The sequence below is a fragment of the Thauera phenolivorans genome (assembly GCF_001696715.1).
Classification (GTDB): Bacteria; Pseudomonadota; Gammaproteobacteria; order Burkholderiales; family Rhodocyclaceae; genus Thauera; species Thauera phenolivorans.
On record NZ_MBFM01000001.1, the window covers coordinates 405,294 to 420,983 of the forward strand.

Here is a 15,690-nt window from a genome sequence, read left to right on the forward strand (position 1 = left end):
GCTACTTCTTCCTCAAGCACCGCAACGAAGCGCGCGGCGTGGGGGGCCTGTTTTTCGACGATCTCGGCGCGGACGGACACCTCCCCTTCGATCAGGCCTTCGGTCTCACCCGCTCCGTAGGCGCGGCCTTCCTGGGCGCCTATCTGCCGATCCTTGCGCGCCGCCGTGACCACGTCTTCGGCGAACGCGAACGGGATTTCCAGGCCTATCGGCGCGGGCGCTACGTGGAGTTCAATCTGGTTTTCGACCGCGGCACCCTGTTCGGCCTGCAGTCGGGCGGACGGACCGAATCGATCCTGATGTCGATGCCGCCGGTGGTGAAGTGGCGTTACGACTGGCACCCCGAGCCGGGCTCCGCCGAAGCCGAGCTCTACGACCGCTACCTCAAGCCTCAGGACTGGGCCTGAGCACGGCTCGCGGCCACCGCGAGCAGAGAAAGTGAGCGGCCGGGCGGCATGCCGCCCGGAGACGGCACGCCGCGTGCCGGTCAGTCGGTGCTGACCGGTACCAGCGCGGTCGAATGCCTGCCTGCGACGATCTCCGCGGCGGCACGATACTGCAGCTGGGCCTCGTCCGATTGCTCGATACGTTCGAAAAGATGTGCAAGCGCGAGACGGGTCTCGAGCGTCGGCTCGATCCCGAGCGAGGCTTCGAGGTAGGCCTTGGCCTTGCCCCACAGCTGCGCCGTCAGCGACAGCTGTCCGAGCGCGTAAAGAAGGTTGACGTCGCGCGGATGCGCCTTCAACCAGCCCTCCGCCTTCATCAGGCAGGCCACCGCGTCGTCCGGTTCGACTGCGCACTCGCCGTAGAGTCGCGCCAGCGCGCTGTCCCACCGCTCGTCGAGCATGCGCTCGAGCGCGGGCCGCAACAGCGCCCCCTGCCCCGCCGCGGCGAGCAAGGGCGCTGCCTGCTCGACCAACAGACGATCGCGCTGCTCCTCGGTCGGAACGTCCTGCCAGTAGGCGGCGAGGAGGGCGCCGTCGGCGCCGATCTCGCGCATGCGGCCCAGGTGCGCGCGGCGTACGAGCGGCGCCGCCTGCTCGACGGTGAGCGCCTTTTGCTTGCGGAGCTGGCGCGTCAGCCGCAGCAACTCCTCCCAGTTGCCGAGTGCGGCGGCCGCCTCCACGCCGAGCCGCTCAACGGCAACTCGACCCGGCCCTTCGATCTCGATCGACTGCAGCCGCTCCTGCGCCTCGGCGTAGCGATGGTCCTTGAGGGCGAGTTCGGCCTCGGTCATCAGACGCGCGACCCGGACCTCCTCGCCCTCCTCTTCCGCTGCCGCCAGCCAGTGGCGATAGCGATTGTCGTCGCTGAGCGCGTGCGCGGCCCGAACCGCCACCAGCGCCGCCGCGCCCGGCTGGTTGCCCGCCCCATGGGCGGCAGCGGCGGCCTTCAGCGCCTGCGCGTAACGCCCTTCGAAGAGCGCGAGCAGCGCGTCACGCAAGGCCTTGCCGCCCTTGTCGCGGCGACGGCGTTCGCGCCAGGAAGACACGCGTGACGGCAGGGCGACGGTGCGGCTGAACAGCCGAAGCAGGAAGTAGGCGAGCAGGAAACCGCCCAACGCCAGCAACAGAAAGAAGTTCAGCGACAGCTGCATCCGCCACGGCGGCAGCACCATCAGCACATAGCCCTGGTTGAGGCCGGCGACCATCGCCAGTCCGGCAGCCAGGGCAAAAAGGGCGATCAGCCAGATCAGCGCGCGCATTCCGACCTCCTCAACGCGCCGCGGCCGCGTCGGCGGCTTCGGGTTCGCTATCGGTAACGGGTTCGGCCGGAGTCGACGGCTGCGCGGCCGGCTCCGGCGTCGAGTCAGGCCCCGCTGCGGCAGGATCCTGCGCTGCAGGGGCGTCGGCCCCGGTATCGGCCTCCTCCGGCGCGGCGGCGTCCCCTTCCCCCGCCGCCGACTCGGCGGGGCCAGGCGCCACTTCTTCGCCAGGCTGCGGGACGGCCTCGATGGCCTCTTCCTCAGGGGCGACCGGTTCGCTGCCGGTCGCAGCAGGTTCGTCAGCGCTGCGCGTGCTGGTCTCCGCGGCCGGTGCTTCCTCGGGCGCGGCAGCGCCTGCACCGTTGTCGCCGTTCCTCGACTGCAGCAGACGCAGCGCGGCGAAACTTTCGGTCAGCGTCGGCATCTCGGGAGCGACGTCGAGCTTCTTCAATGCAACCAGTTCATCCAGCGCCGCACGCACTCTCGCGTCGCCGCCGTCGAAAAACTTCTCGATCATCTCCTGCGCCTGGGCGAGGTCGGCGCCATAGGTCCGACCATCACGCGCGAGCAGGGCGAGGCGCGCGGTCAGCAGGCGCACCTTCAGGCTCTCACGCAGGTAGAAGTTTTGCTCCGGGGCGAGCAGCACCGGTTCGTTGTCCAGGCGCTCGACCCGCAGCAACCCGGTGATCTCCGACCAGACATCGCGGGCGAGCGCGCCGCTCAGGCGCATCGCCGCGTCCACATAGCTCTCTTCGGCCGGTGCCTGCTCCTGCTCGGCACGCGCCTGCGCCCTCGCCTCGAGCTCGCGTTCGAAAGCGAGCGGCAGCGCGTCGCTGCCCGCCAGCAACTGCTCGAGTCGCAGCGCGATCCCCGGTACGTCCACCACCTTCTGCAGCTTCAGGTTCTCGATGTCGCGCGCCAGCGCGCGCCGCAGCGGCGTGAGCTGGCCGCGATCCTGCGAGGCCAGCCGTGCGTCCGCCGTCTGCAGCGCCACCAGGGCGGTCTCGACGTTTCCGGCGAGCTGCAGTTGCTGCGCTGCAATCGCCATCGCCTGCTCGGCCTCGGCAACCACGCCCTGTTCTCGGCTCTGCGAGAAGACGCGGTACAGTTCCTCGAGCGCCTCGGCCTGCCCCTCGGTGGCCTCGACCTTGGCGCCGAGCACCGCGACCTTGCCTTCGAGCGCGTTGAGCGTCTCATGCTGCTGTCGCGACACGCCCCGCGCCTCGAGCGCTATCGCACTGCCCTCGTCGAGCCGGGCCGCGAGCTCGCTGCGCAACTCGGTTGCCTGCGCGCGCATCGTCGCGACCTGCCAGCCCGACCAACCTGCGCCGGCGAGACCGAGAACCGCGAGCAGCAACGCCCAGTTGGCAATTCCCGAGCGGGCGCCCGGAGATGCCTGCTCCTGAGTTCCGGCGCCGTGCAGTGGCGGCGCGGCGCCAGCATCCGTGGGCGCGCTTTCGTTCGCCTCGGCGGCGGGGCGGCTCGAGGCCGGCGGCTGGGTAAGGGCGGGAGTGTCTTTGTTCATGCCGTGAGTTTAACCAAAACGTTGTACCAGCGTCTGCATCAGGCCCTGATCGCCGGCGGGGGTCTCGACCACGGCCCGGAAGCCGGCTGCAAGTGCGCGCGCAGCGATGCGCGGATGGGAGGCGAACACCGTCACCTCACGCATCACCTCCATACCCGCCTCGCCGAGCATGCGCACGAGATTGTCCACGCCTTCACTGCTGGTCAGCAGCAAGCCGTCGATCCCGCCGCGCCGTGCGGCCTCGATCAAGGGTGTCGGATCGAGCGCGGGACAGCCGCGTCGATAGCATGGAACGAATTCGACGCTGGCGCCACGACTGCGCAGCGTTTCGGCCAGCAGGTCGCGCCCGCCGTCGCCACGAAAGATCAGTACGCGTCGGCCGGCCACCGCGCCCGCCGAGAACTCCGGCAGCTGCAGCACCGCCTCGCTGTCGAAGCCGCTCCCGGGTGCGATGACCTGCGTGAACCCGAAGCCGGCGAGCGCGCGTTCGCTCCCCTTGCCGACCGTCGCCACCCGCAGCGAAGCCGGCCAGGAGCGGCGTGCGAGCAGGTTCTCGAGCGCATACTGCACCGCGTTTGGACTGACGAAGAATGCGAGATCGAATTCTTCCAGCCGATCCGCGATCACCTCCAGCGGTCGCGGATCGGGCGCCGGCCCGATGGCCAGTACGGGCAAGCGCACCGCCTCCCCGCCGGCGGCGGCGATCGCCTCGCACAGCGAATCGGCCTGGGCCGCGGGCCTGGTGACCACCAGGCGCCGTCCGGCGAGCGGCCGGCACACGCCCGACACCTCGGATTCGGACTCCATTCGCACTCCCCTGTCCCGACGCAGCACCCCCCGCAGCTCGCGCAGGGCGCTCGAGCGCCGCTCAATTGCCGTCGATCATTTGCCGATTTCGGCGAGGATCTCTTCCGCCCCGTGGGCGCGCAACTCGTCGGCCAGCGCCTGCCCGAGCGACTCGGCCTCGACCGCCGCGCCCTCACGCTCGGCGCGCACCAGGCGGCTGCCGTCCGGACGGGCGACAAAGCCGCGCAACCAGAGACGCCCCTCGCGCATCAGCGCGTAAGCGCCGAGCGGCACCTCGCAGCTGCCCGCCAGTGCCCGCGCCACCGCGCGCTCGGCACTCACGCAGGCCTCCGTCTCGGCGTCCGCGAGCGGCTGCAGCCAGCCGATCAGGTCGCTGCGCTCGGCGAGGCATTCGATACCGAGCGCACCCTGCCCGGCCGAGGGCAACGAGACCTCGGCCGGCAGCCGCGAACGGATGCGGGACTCCATGCCGAGCCGCGTGAGGCCGGCGGCGGCGAGGATGATCGCGTCGTACTGGCCCTCGTCGAGCTTGCGCAGACGGGTGTCGAGGTTGCCGCGCAGGCTGGTGACGCAGAGAAAGGGATGGCTCGCATGGATCTGCGACTCGCGTCGCAGCGAGGAGGTGCCGACCACCGCGCCCGGCGGCATGTCGTCGAGGCTCTCGTAGCGGTTCGAGACGAAGGCGTCGAGCGGATTCTCGCGCGCGCAGATGCAGGCCAGGGTGAATGCCGGCTCCATCACCATCGGCACGTCCTTCATGGAATGCACCGCGATGTCGGCGCGGCCATCGAGCAGCGCGGTCTCGAGTTCCTTGACGAAGAGCCCCTTGCCGCCGACCTTCGCCAGCGGACGGTCGAGGATCTGGTCGCCGCGGGTGGTCATGCCGAGCAGTTCGACCCGGCAGCCGGGATACAATCCTTCGAGCCTGGCCTTGATGTGTTCGGCCTGCCACAGGGCGAGACGGCTTTCACGGGTCGCGATGACGATGCGCTCGGGGGCGGCGGCAGGGGCCTTGGGGCCGGGGCTGGCTTGGCTCACGTTAAAAGACTCACGCTAGGGATCAGGATCATGCCGACCACGGACGTCGTTCGCCGCAGCGCAGCATCAGGGTTCGCACCAATGGTGCGCGGACTGCTCGCAATTCTAGCATGCACCTCGCTCGGCCTTTCGGCGGCACCCCCGGCCCTGCCACAGGCGCGGGACCTGGCCGCCGACGCCCGCCTCATGGAGGCGGATGGCCTGCCCATGGTGGTGCTCTACAGCCAGGCCGGCTGTCACTACTGCGAACAGGCACGCGACTACCTCGGCCCGATGGCGCAATCCAGTACGCGTGCGCTGTTCCGGCAGATCGACCTCGATTCGGACGCGCCACTGACCGACTTCGCAGGCCGCCCCAGCACGCATCGCGAGTTCACCCGTGCCCATGAGGTGCGATTCACGCCCACGGTGGTGATCTACGATGCCCGCGGCAGGCCCGTCGGCGAGCCGATCGTCGGCATGACCCTGCCCGATTTCTATGCCCAGTACGTCGACAATGCGATCGACGCCGCACACGAGAAGAACAGATGACACAAGACAAGGACGCACCCCTGCGCGAGGACATCCGGTTGCTCGGCCGGCTGCTCGGCGACACCGTTCGCGATCAGCAAGGCGAGGCCGCCTTCGAGCTGATCGAGCACATCCGCCGGAACTCGGTGCGCTTCCGCCGCGACGACGACGTCGCGGCCCGCCGCGAGCTCGAGGACGTGCTCGACGCGTTGTCGCGCGACCAGACCAATCAGGTGGTGCGCGCCTTCAGCTACTTCTCCCACCTCGCCAACATCGCCGAGGATCAGCACCACATCCGCCGCACGCGCGCTCACCTGATCGCCGGCTCGCCGCCGCGCGAGGGAAGCCTGGCGCACGCGCTCGAGGAGGCCTTCGACAAGGGCGGTCTCGCCGCCGCCGAACTGGTCGATTTCTTCGACGGCGCCCTCGTCTCCCCGGTGCTCACCGCCCACCCGACCGAGGTACAGCGCAAGAGCATCCTCAACTGCGAGAATGTCGTCGCGCGCCTGCTCGACGAGCGCGACCGCATGCAGTTGACCCCGGAAGAGCGCGAGACCAACCTCGAGGCGCTGCGCCGCGCGGTGCTCACCCTCTGGCAGACGCGCATGCTGCGCCCGTCGCGGCTATCGGTGATCGACGAGATCAACAACGGCCTGTCCTACTTCCGCACCACCTTCCTGCGCGAGCTGCCGCGCCTCTACGCCAGCCTCGAGGATCGCCTCGCCGCCGCCGACACCGCCCACGCTGCGCCGGAGCTGGCGGCCTTCCTGCAGGTGGGCAGCTGGATCGGCGGCGACCGCGACGGCAATCCCTACGTGCGTGCCGAGGTGCTCGAACGCGCGCTCACGATGCAATCGACCGTCGCCCTCGACCACTATCTGGAGGAGCTTCACAGCCTGGGCTCGCAGCTGTCGATCGCCAGCAGCCTGGTGAGCGCCTCGGACGCCCTGCTCGCGCTGGCCGAACGCTCGCCTGACGTTTCCCCGCACCGCAGCGACGAGCCCTATCGCCGCGCAATCAGCGGCATCTACGCGAGGCTCGCCGCCACCCACGCGAAACTCGTCGGCAGCGTGCCGATGCGCCACGCGATGGCCGAGGCCCAGCCCTATCCGGACGCCGGTGCGCTCGCCGAGGACCTCGACGTAGTGCACCGCTCGCTGCTCGCCAATGGTTCGGCGGCGCTCGCCCGCGGCAGGCTGCGCCACCTGCGGCGCGCGGTCCGGGTGTTCGGCTTCCACCTCGCGCCGCTCGACCTGCGGCAGAACGCCGACGTACACGAGCGCGTGGTCGCCGAGCTGTTCGAGCTCGCGCGCCCCGGCACCGACTATCGCGGCCAGGACGAGGACGGCCGTTGCGCGCTGCTGCTCGAGGAGCTCGCCACGGCGCGCCCGCTGGCCTCACCGCATGTGCGCTATTCGGAGGAAACAGAAGCCGAACTGGCGATCTTCCGTACCGCACGCCAGGCCCATCTGCGCTATGGCAGCGCGGCGATCCGCCAGTGCATCATCTCCAAGACCGACGACGTCTCCGACCTCCTCGAACTCGCGGTGCTGCTGAAGGAGGCGGGCCTGCTGCGCCCGCTCGACAACGCCCTCGACGTCGATATCGTGCCGCTGTTCGAAACCATCGACGACCTCGCGAACGCCGCCGCGGTGATGGACCGGCTGTTCTCCCTGCCCCTATATCGCGAGCTGCTCGCCGCCCGCGGCGACACCCAGGAGGTGATGCTCGGCTACTCCGACAGCAACAAGGACGGCGGCTTCCTCACCTCCGGGTGGGCGCTGTACAAGGCCGAGGGCGAACTGGTGAACACCTTCGCGCGCCACCGCGTGCGCCTGCGCCTGTTTCATGGCCGCGGCGGCTCGGTCGGCCGCGGCGGCGGTCCGAGCTTCCAGGCGATCCTCGCGCAGCCGGAAGGCGCGGTGCAGGGCCAGATCCGACTCACCGAACAGGGCGAGGTGATCGGCGCCAAGTACGGCAACCCGGAGGTCGGCCGCCGCAACCTCGAGGTGCTGGTCGCCGCCACCCTCGAGACCAGCCTGCGCCCCACCGGCGCCGAGCCGACGCCGCAGGCCTTCCTCGACACGATGCAGGCGCTCTCCGACGCCGCCTTCACCGCCTATCGTGCATTGGTCTACGAAACCCCGGGCTTCGAGCAGTACTTCTGGGAATCGACGGTGATCTCCGAGATCGCCGGACTCAACATCGGCTCGCGTCCTGCCTCGCGCAAGAAGGGCACCCGCATCGAGGACCTGCGCGCGATCCCCTGGGTGTTCTCGTGGTCGCAGTGCCGCCTGATGTTCCCGGGATGGTTCGGCTTCGGCAGTGCGGTCCAGGCCTTCCTCGCCCGCCACGGCGACGGCGGCCTCGCCCTGCTGCAGCGCATGAACCGCGAGTGGTCCTTCTTCGCCACCCTGCTGTCGAACATGGACATGGTGCTGGCCAAGAGCGATCTGGCGATCGCCTCGCGCTATGCCGCGCTGGTGAAGGACGTGGTGCTGCGCGACGAGATCTTCGGCCGCATTCGCGCCGAGCACCAGGCAACGGTCGAGTCCCTGCTGGCGATCACCGCCCAGCAGGAACTGCTCGACGGCAACCCGCTGCTGAAGCGCTCGATCCGCAACCGCTTCCCCTACCTCGACCCGCTCAACCACGTCCAGGTCGAGCTGCTGCGCCGCCACCGCGAAAGCGACGGCAGCGACCAGCGCATCCGCAACGGCATCCACATCTCGATCAATGGCATCGCCGCCGGTCTGCGCAACAGCGGCTGACGCCCGGCCGCGTCAGAGCCCGAGCACCTGTTTCACCGCCGGCCACGCCCGACGGCTGACCGGCAGGCGCTCGGGCAGGCCCGCGAGCAGGATTTCCCACTGCCCCTCGGCGTCACCGCCACGCTCGACCCCCTGCACCGCCGCCACCGCCACCAGGCAGTTGCGATGGATGCGCACGAAGCGGCGCGGAAACTCCTGCTCGAGTTGCACCAGGGATTCGTCGAGCAGGTAGTCGCGCTCGGCGGTGCGCGCCGTGACGTACTTCTGCTCGGCCTTCAGGTAGATCACGTCGGCGACCGGCAGCAGCAGGATGCGTCCGCGCTCGCCGATGCTGAGGTGGCGCCGCTCCTGCGGCGGCGCCGGGACCGGCACGCGCGCCGCCAGCCGGCCGCGCGCCCGCGCGAGGGTCGCCGCCAGCCGCTCGGCGCGCACCGGTTTGAGCAGGTAGTCCGCCGCCTCCAGTTCGAAAGCCTGGATCGCGTACTGGTCATAGGCGGTCACGAAGACCACCGCGGGCGGCACCGGCAGCGCCCCGAGCCGGCGCGCCAGTTCGATGCCGTCCATCGCCGGCATGCGGATATCGGCGAGCACCACGTCCGCCGCTTCTGTCTCGAGCAGGCGCAGGGCTTCCACGCCGTTGGCCGCCATCCCGGCGACCAGGTTCGGCTGCTCGCCGCTGATGTCGCCGAGCAGGTCGCGCAGTCGGCTGCGCGCGGGCGCCTCGTCATCGACGATCAATATGCGCAGCGGAGGTTCGCTCGCTTCGGCCAAGGTTCGACTCCATGCTCCACGATCCGCCCGGCCGCTTAGCGGCCCGGGCTTTTGCTTTATACTTCGGCCGTTTTTGGCGGGCTTTCGCGCTGCCACGGCGGCATGCCCGACCGCCCCCCGCCCGCCCCGCCGACCCTTCCTCGACACGGATATTATGACAGACACGCTCCCGTCGCCCGACGGCGCGGCACCGGCTGCGAAAGCCTGGTCCGGCCGCTTCACCGAACCCGTCTCCGATCTCGTCAAGCGCTACACCGCATCGGTGTTCTTCGACCAGCGCATGGCCGCGCAGGACATCCGGGGCTCGCTAGCGCATGCGAAGATGCTGGCGCGGCAGGGCATCATCGGCGCCCAGGACCTCGCTGAAATCGAGCGCGGCATGGCGCAGATCGCCGGCGAGATCGAGCGCGGCGAGTTCGCCTGGAACCTCGACGACGAGGATGTCCACCTCAACATCGAGAAGCGCCTCACCGCGCTGGTGGGCGATGCCGGCAAGCGCCTGCACACCGGCCGCAGCCGCAACGACCAGGTCGCCACCGACATCCGCCTGTGGCTGCGCGACGCGATCGACCAGATCCTCGTCCTGATCGCCGACCTCCAGCGCAAGCTGCTCGATGCGGCCGAAGCCAACGCCGACACGCCGATGCCCGGCTTCACCCACCTGCAGGTCGCCCAGCCGGTGACCTTCGGCCACCACCTGATGGCCTACTACGAGATGAGCCGGCGCGATGCCGAACGCTTCGCCGACTGCCGAAAGCGAGTCAACCGCCTGCCGCTCGGCTCGGCCGCGCTCGCCGGCACGAGCTATCCGATCGACCGCGACTTCGTCGCCGCCGAGCTCGGCTTCGACGAAGTCTGCTACAACTCGCTCGACGCCGTCAGCGACCGCGACTTCGCGATCGAATTCTGCTCGGCCTCCGCGCTGCTGATGACCCATCTGTCGCGCCTGTCCGAGGAGCTGATCCTGTGGATGAGCCCGCGCGTGGGTTTCATCGACCTCGCCGATCGCTTCTGCACCGGCAGCTCGATCATGCCGCAGAAGAAGAATCCCGACGTGCCCGAACTGGTGCGCGGCAAGACCGGCCGCGTCAACGGCAGCCTGATCGCCTTGCTGACCCTGATGAAGGGCCAGCCCCTGGCCTACAACAAGGACAATCAGGAAGACAAGGAGCCGCTGTTCGACACCGCCGACACGGTGATCGACACCCTGCGCATCTACGCCGACATGATCGGCGGCATCAGGGTCAAGGCCGAGGCGATGCGCGGCGCGCTCACCCAGGGCTACGCCACCGCCACCGACCTTGCCGACTACCTGGTCAAGAAGGGTCTGCCCTTCCGCGACGCGCACGAAGCCGTCGCGCTGGCGGTCCGCGCCGCCGAGGTGAAGGGCTGCGACCTGCCGCAGTTCTCACTCGACGAGCTACGCATCGCCATGGCGCATGTGCCGGGCGCGGCCGAGCGCCTGAGTGATGACGTGTTCGGCGTGCTCACCGTCGAGGGCTCGCTCGGCTCGCGCGACCATGTCGGCGGTACCGCCCCGGCACAGGTGCGCGCAGCGATCGCGCGCGCCCGCCAGCGTCTCGCCTGACGCGCTCCGTGGCGGTGCAACAGCTCGGCAAGTACGAACTGCGCCGCCGTATCGGCGAGGGGGCGACCGGCACCGTCCATCTGGCCTGGGACCCCTTTCGCCGGCAGGCAGTCGCGATCAAGCAACTGCGCCGGGACGTGCTTCGCCACCCGGTGCACGGCCGGCTCAACCGCCGGCTGCTGCGCAACGAGGCCAGCCTCGCCGGCCGGCTCGTACATCCGCATATCGTGCAGGTGCACGATGCGGTGATCGGCGACGACGAGGCCTACCTCGTGATGGACTACGTCGCCGGTGGCACCCTCGCCGACCTCGTCCGCCCGGGCGCCCTGCCCGCCCTCGAGCGCCTGCTCGAGATCGTCTTCAAATGCAGCTGCGCGCTCGATTTCGCGTTCCACCAGGGCGTCACCCACCGCGACATCAAGCCGGCCAACATCCTGCTCGCCGACGCCGGCGGCAGCGACATCCGCATCAGCGACTTCGGCGCGGCGCTGCGCAGCGCCAGCGACAGCACCCAGATCGTCGGCATCGGCTCACCGGCCTACATGTCGCCGCAGCAGGTGCGGGAAATGCCGGTGGATCACCGCAGCGACATCTATTCGCTCGGGGTGGTGATGTTCCAGCTGCTGACCGGCCGTCTTCCCTTCGAGTCGGACAACCAGTACAGCCTGCTCTACCGCATCGCCAACGAGACCCCGCCGCTGCCTTCCGAGCTGCGCCGCGGCATCCCACCGGCGCTCGACCGTATCGTCCGGCGCGCGACCGAGAAGGAGCTCGAGCGACGCTACCAGAGCTGGACCGAGTTCTCCCACGACCTCGCGCTCGCCTTCCGCAACCGCAGCATCGAACTCGATCGCAGCGCGATCCCCGAGGCACAGAAGTTTCAGAGCCTGCGCGCGATGCCCTTTTTCCGCGGCTTCGCCGATGCCGAGCTATGGGAGGTGATCGGCCTCGCGCACTGGGAGCGCGTGGGGCCAGGCACGGTCGTCATGAAGGAAGGCGAGCCCGGCGACCACTTTTCCTTCCTCGTCGAGGGCGAGGCACGGGTGCGCAAGCGGGGCAAGCTGCTGAACTTCCTCAGCCCAGGCGAATGCTTCGGCGAGGTGGCGCTGTTCTCGGCCGGCGGCGCGGTCCGCTCGGCCTCGGTCGAGACCACCACCGACAGCGCGCTCGCCAGCGTCGACCTGCGCGCGCTCGAGCGTGGCTCCGAAACCTGTCGCATGCAGTTCTACAAGGCCCTGCTCGGCGTGCTCGCCACCCGGCTGTCGATGGCGAGCGCGCAGATCGCCAACTTCTGAACGATGACAGAAATGACCCATCCCGCCCTCCCTGTACTCGAGGAAGCCATCCGACAGGCGACCGGCAGCGACTTCCGCCCCAGCCTGTGCGCGGCCGCCGGCGGCGGCTGCATCAGTGAAACCTTCACCATCGGCGACGGCCGCCAGCGCTACTTCGTGAAGCTCGGCACAGCCGCGGATGCGTCGCTGTTCTCGGCCGAGGCCGAGGGTCTCGGCGCAATCGCCGCCAGCGGCAGCTTCCGCACGCCGGCGGTGATCGCGCAGGGCAGCGACGCGCAGCACGCCTTCCTCGTCCTCGAGCATCTCGAGTTGCGCGCCCTCGCCTCCGCCGCCGAAGGTGCGGCCTTCGCCGAGCACCTGGTGCAGCTGCACCGCACGCTCGGCGAGCACTTCGGCTGGCGCCATGACAACTTCATCGGCCGCAGCCCGCAACGCAACGGCGAGGGCGACAACTGGTCGGCGTTCTTCGTCGATCGCCGGCTCCGGCCGCAGTTCGAGATGGCGAAGGCGAAGGGTTTCGGTGGCGAACTGCAGCGGCAGGGCGAGCGCCTGCTCGCGCGCGTGCCCGCACTGTTCCTCGACTATCGTCCGCAGCCCAGCCTGCTGCACGGCGACCTGTGGCACGGCAACGCGGCGGTCACCGCCGCCGGTGAGCCGACGGTGTTCGACCCTGCGGTGCATTACGGAGACCGTGAGGCGGATCTGGCGATGAGCGAGCTTTTCGGCGGCTTCCCCAGCGCCTTCTACGCCGCCTACCGCAGCGCCTGGCCGCTGAACGAGGATTACGAGCAGCGCAAGCTGCTCTACAGCCTCTATCACATCCTCAACCACCTGAACCTGTTCGGCCGCAGCTACCTTCGCGAGGCGCTGCGCCTGAGCACCCGGCTCAACGAGGAGCTCTCGCTGCGGCGGGATTGAGGACGACCGCCCCCCCGCGAGCGTGCAGGCAGGCGGATACGCTTCCCCGGCTCAGGCTTCGACGCCCTCACGCGCCGGCCTCCGTGGCAGCACGCCGGCCCAGGCCTTGTGCGCGAGATGACGGATCAGCAGACCGGTGGGCATCCGTAGCCGGTGATAGCGCAACTGCGCGATCTGGCCGGCAAGACGTCGCTCGAGGCCGGGCGCGCCATCGGGCAGCCGTGGCAGGCAGGTGCGCGGGACGATCCAGTCCATCGCGCGCCGCGCCGCCTCGGGCGGCGCTTCCGGCCAGCGCGCGGCCGGCACCGGCGTTCCCAGCCAGGCCGCGCAAAAATGCAGCGCGTACCACAGCATGCGCGAAGCCCGATGGCTGCGCGCGCGTGAGAGGAGTTCCACCCAGTCGGCGTCGCTACGCAGGTGGTGGCGGATCAATCCGTCGATGTCCACCAGGTCGCGCAGCCGGCCGTCGAGCTCGGTGTCCTGGAACAGGTGGATCGCCGCATGCACGATCTGGTCACAGGGGTGCAGCACCCAGAAGCGGGTGCCCGCCAGCGGGACCATCCCGGCGAACAGCAGCGCGTCGTCCGCGCGCGTGCGGCTGGTGACGGGCGCGATCGTGTGGTGCAGGTCGAGCTCGAGGGCATGGCCGGGCTTGCGCATCGGCGGCAGCTCATGGCTCCACTCGCGGTAGTAGCGCTCGTCGTAGGCATCGACATCGTCCGCCACCCAGCCCGCCGCGCGCAGCGCCGCCTCGGTGGCGTCCAGATCGGCGCGCGTCACCAGCAGGTCAACGTCGTTGGGCATGCGGCCGCAGGCGAACTCGAGGCCTTGAGCGGCGTAAGCCGCGCCCTTGAGCAGCACGACGCGCACGTCAGCCGGCAGCACCGGATCGAGCGCGCGCAGCTCCATCCGTACCGCCTGCAGCCGACACGCCGAATAGTTGATCGCAGACCTGAAGTGCCCCCGGACCTGGGGCGGCAGCGCGCTCCAGAGGGCCTCGTCCGACGCCAGACGGTGGCCGAGCAGCCCGAGCAGGCGCGCCTGGCGGCCGAGGCGCAGGACCGGCTCCCAGTCCGCGAGCGACAGCGTGCGCGCTGCTGCGCCATCGTGCAGCATGGACAGCAGACGATCGAGCGCCGCATTCATCTCTCGCCCTCCACGCCGCCGACAGCGGGCGGTTCGTCGAGCAGTCGATGGATCGCCTCGATCGCCTCGTCCAGCCGGCTGTAAGTCAGCTGGACAGCCGGACATGCGGCCGCGAGATCGGCCACCGCGTCGAAGGACACCGGCCCGAGCAGACGGTAGTTGAAACTGTTGAACGCGAGTCGTGCGAACGCCTGTTCCCGTGCTTGCGGCTCGACCGCGAGTGCAGCGCCTTCGCGCCATCGCGGGAAGATGACCAGGGCCGGCCGCGCCGGGCGATGCATCGCGGCCACGCTCGCGGCATCGGGCGCGAGATGGGCGACGTCACCCTTGCGGGTCGCGTAATGAACCGGCCCGAGGACGGCCTCGCCGGAAAACCCGCGGATCAGGTCGATCGACTGGTTCTTGAGTGCCACCGGCTTGAGCATCGGCAGCAGCGCCCCGCTCTCCGGGCACAGCACGCCGAATTCGTCGGACAGCAGGCGGAAGCCGCGCAACATCATCGCCGCCGAGAGCGTGCTCTTGCCCGACCCCGGCGTCGCCGCCATGATCACCGCGCGCTCCGCACGCGCCAGCGCGCCGGCATGCAGGAGCACGTGCTGGTTGAAGCGCTGGGCGAAGCACCAGTTCACGCCCCATTCGTACAGCGGCAGTGCGCTCGCGAGCGGAAAGGGATCGAAGGGTTCGACGCCGTCGATGCTGAAGCGGGCATTCGGACGCAGCCAGCGCCGCAAGCCTCGCCCGGGATCGACTCGCACATGGAGGTCGGCAAACGGCGCCTCCGGCATGAAGGCAAAGCTGCCATACACCCCGCGCAGGCTGTGGGCGAAACCCTTCAGCCTCGAGCGCAGGCGCACGACACAGGCGCCGTAATCGACGAACAGGCCCTCTTCGGCGAGGGCCTGTTCGAGTTCGGAAAGCGAAGTCTGGCTGATCGGACCTGGTGCTGGCGTCATCCCTCCAGCATGCCGATGTCGCCCATCATGCGCAACAGCTGCCGCATCTCGGGCGTGTCACAGTCGAGCTGGAACTCCTCCCGCAGTTGCCGACGGAGCACCTCCGCGGAAACCGGGCCCTCCGCCGACAGTTCCTCGGCGATCTCCGCGACCACCGCGGCTGCGGGCGGGAGCACGTGCGTCTCCCAGCTCAGCGGGTCGAACACGACTGCGGCGTCACCGAGACGCCGCAGATGTGGCTTTTCGCCGATCGCCATCGAGCGCCTCCGCGATCACTTGATCACGGTCGAGGTGAGGGTCGCCCCGGTCAAGGAGTTCCAGCACGACGCGCCGCTGATCGGGTTGATGACGGGCGAGCTGGTCGGATACACATACAGGGTCTGACTGATTCCGGCCTGGTAGGCTGCATAGTCCACGAGGACGAATCGCTCCCCCTCGGGCTTGGCCAATTCGCCAATAGGCTTGTTGTTGGCAGCACTCAGCGCCACCGGGTCGGCAGTACCGTCCGCGAGCACGCGGTACCACTGACTGCTCAGGGTGAAATAGAGCTCCTTCTGCGCCGCCGGGGCGGCGCTCGCCACTGCATCGGCGCTGCCCGTCGCGGACGCGTCCAGGAAGGCGCTGGTGCTGGTCGCCGAGACCGAACCGGTGAAACTGTAAACA

At 69.5% G+C, this 15,690-nt stretch carries 15 protein-coding genes; 6 read left to right on the forward strand and 9 right to left on the reverse strand.

Going from position 1 to position 15,690, the window contains the following annotated elements:
• Positions 1–407, forward strand: a 407-nt coding sequence (locus tag BB334_RS01910) for a coproporphyrinogen III oxidase (protein WP_158014343.1), incomplete at its 5' end; no start/stop codon positions are given.
• An 80-nt stretch (positions 408–487) separates the two neighbouring features.
• Here BB334_RS01910 and BB334_RS01915 read toward each other — a convergent pair.
• The 4 genes from BB334_RS01915 to hemC all read right to left on the reverse strand — a co-directional run bounded on the left by BB334_RS01915 (position 488) and on the right by hemC (position 5,075).
• Positions 488–1,705, reverse strand: a complete 1,218-nt coding sequence (locus BB334_RS01915; protein ID WP_068803774.1) for a heme biosynthesis HemY N-terminal domain-containing protein — start codon at positions 1,703–1,705, stop codon at positions 488–490.
• Positions 1,706–1,715: 10 nt separating this feature from the next.
• Positions 1,716–3,230, reverse strand: coding sequence for a uroporphyrinogen-III C-methyltransferase (locus BB334_RS01920; protein WP_083200229.1), 1,515 nt, complete (start codon positions 3,228–3,230; stop codon positions 1,716–1,718).
• 9 nt (positions 3,231–3,239) lie between these two features.
• On the reverse strand, positions 3,240–4,037 hold the full coding sequence (locus tag BB334_RS01925) for a uroporphyrinogen-III synthase (protein ID WP_083200230.1): 798 nt from the start codon (positions 4,035–4,037) through the stop codon (positions 3,240–3,242).
• A 75-nt stretch (positions 4,038–4,112) separates the two neighbouring features.
• Positions 4,113–5,075, reverse strand: a complete 963-nt coding sequence (gene hemC / locus BB334_RS01930; RefSeq protein WP_068803779.1) for a hydroxymethylbilane synthase — start codon at positions 5,073–5,075, stop codon at positions 4,113–4,115.
• Between the two features lie 30 nt (positions 5,076–5,105).
• On the opposite strand from hemC, the gene BB334_RS01935 reads away from it, so the two are divergent.
• Both BB334_RS01935 and ppc read left to right on the forward strand, forming a co-directional pair.
• Positions 5,106–5,606, forward strand: coding sequence for a thioredoxin family protein (locus BB334_RS01935; protein ID WP_158014332.1), 501 nt, complete (start codon positions 5,106–5,108; stop codon positions 5,604–5,606).
• A complete protein-coding gene (ppc, locus tag BB334_RS01940) occupies positions 5,603–8,356 on the forward strand; it encodes a phosphoenolpyruvate carboxylase (protein ID WP_068803783.1) in 2,754 nt (917 codons plus the stop codon). The genes BB334_RS01935 and ppc overlap by 4 nt, the downstream gene beginning before the upstream one ends.
• Positions 8,357–8,368: 12 nt before the next feature.
• Here ppc and BB334_RS01945 read toward each other — a convergent pair whose 3' ends face one another.
• Positions 8,369–9,127: a LytR/AlgR family response regulator transcription factor gene (locus tag BB334_RS01945; protein ID WP_068803785.1), complete on the reverse strand. Its 759-nt coding sequence runs from the start codon at positions 9,125–9,127 to the stop codon at positions 8,369–8,371.
• Positions 9,128–9,281: 154 nt separating this feature from the next.
• Between BB334_RS01945 and argH the strand changes: the two genes are divergently transcribed.
• The 3 genes from argH to BB334_RS01960 are packed head-to-tail and all read left to right on the forward strand — an operon-like array spanning position 9,282 to position 12,928.
• Entirely contained in the window at positions 9,282–10,715 is a 1,434-nt protein-coding gene (gene argH, locus BB334_RS01950) for an argininosuccinate lyase (protein WP_068803787.1), read from the forward strand.
• Between the two features lie 8 nt (positions 10,716–10,723).
• Positions 10,724–12,010, forward strand: coding sequence for a serine/threonine-protein kinase (locus BB334_RS01955; protein WP_083200232.1), 1,287 nt, complete (start codon positions 10,724–10,726; stop codon positions 12,008–12,010).
• Positions 12,011–12,013: 3 nt separating this feature from the next.
• Positions 12,014–12,928, forward strand: coding sequence for a fructosamine kinase family protein (locus tag BB334_RS01960; RefSeq protein ID WP_068803791.1), 915 nt, complete (start codon positions 12,014–12,016; stop codon positions 12,926–12,928).
• 51 nt (positions 12,929–12,979) lie between these two features.
• Here the strand turns inward: BB334_RS01960 and BB334_RS01965 are convergent, their stop codons facing one another.
• From BB334_RS01965 to BB334_RS18345, 4 genes are all read right to left on the reverse strand, one after another.
• Positions 12,980–14,074: a nucleotidyltransferase domain-containing protein gene (locus BB334_RS01965; protein ID WP_068803793.1), complete on the reverse strand. Its 1,095-nt coding sequence runs from the start codon at positions 14,072–14,074 to the stop codon at positions 12,980–12,982.
• Complete coding sequence (locus BB334_RS01970) at positions 14,071–15,027, reverse strand: HprK-related kinase A (protein WP_083200234.1); 957 nt, start codon at positions 15,025–15,027, stop codon at positions 14,071–14,073. Before BB334_RS01970 ends, BB334_RS01965 begins: the two co-directional genes overlap by 4 nt.
• Complete coding sequence (locus BB334_RS01975; protein WP_068803795.1) at positions 15,024–15,284, reverse strand: HPr-rel-A system PqqD family peptide chaperone; 261 nt, start codon at positions 15,282–15,284, stop codon at positions 15,024–15,026. The genes BB334_RS01970 and BB334_RS01975 overlap by 4 nt, the downstream gene beginning before the upstream one ends.
• A 15-nt stretch (positions 15,285–15,299) precedes the next feature.
• On the reverse strand, positions 15,300–15,690 hold a 391-nt coding region (locus BB334_RS18345), incomplete at its 5' end, for a hypothetical protein (RefSeq protein ID WP_198531155.1).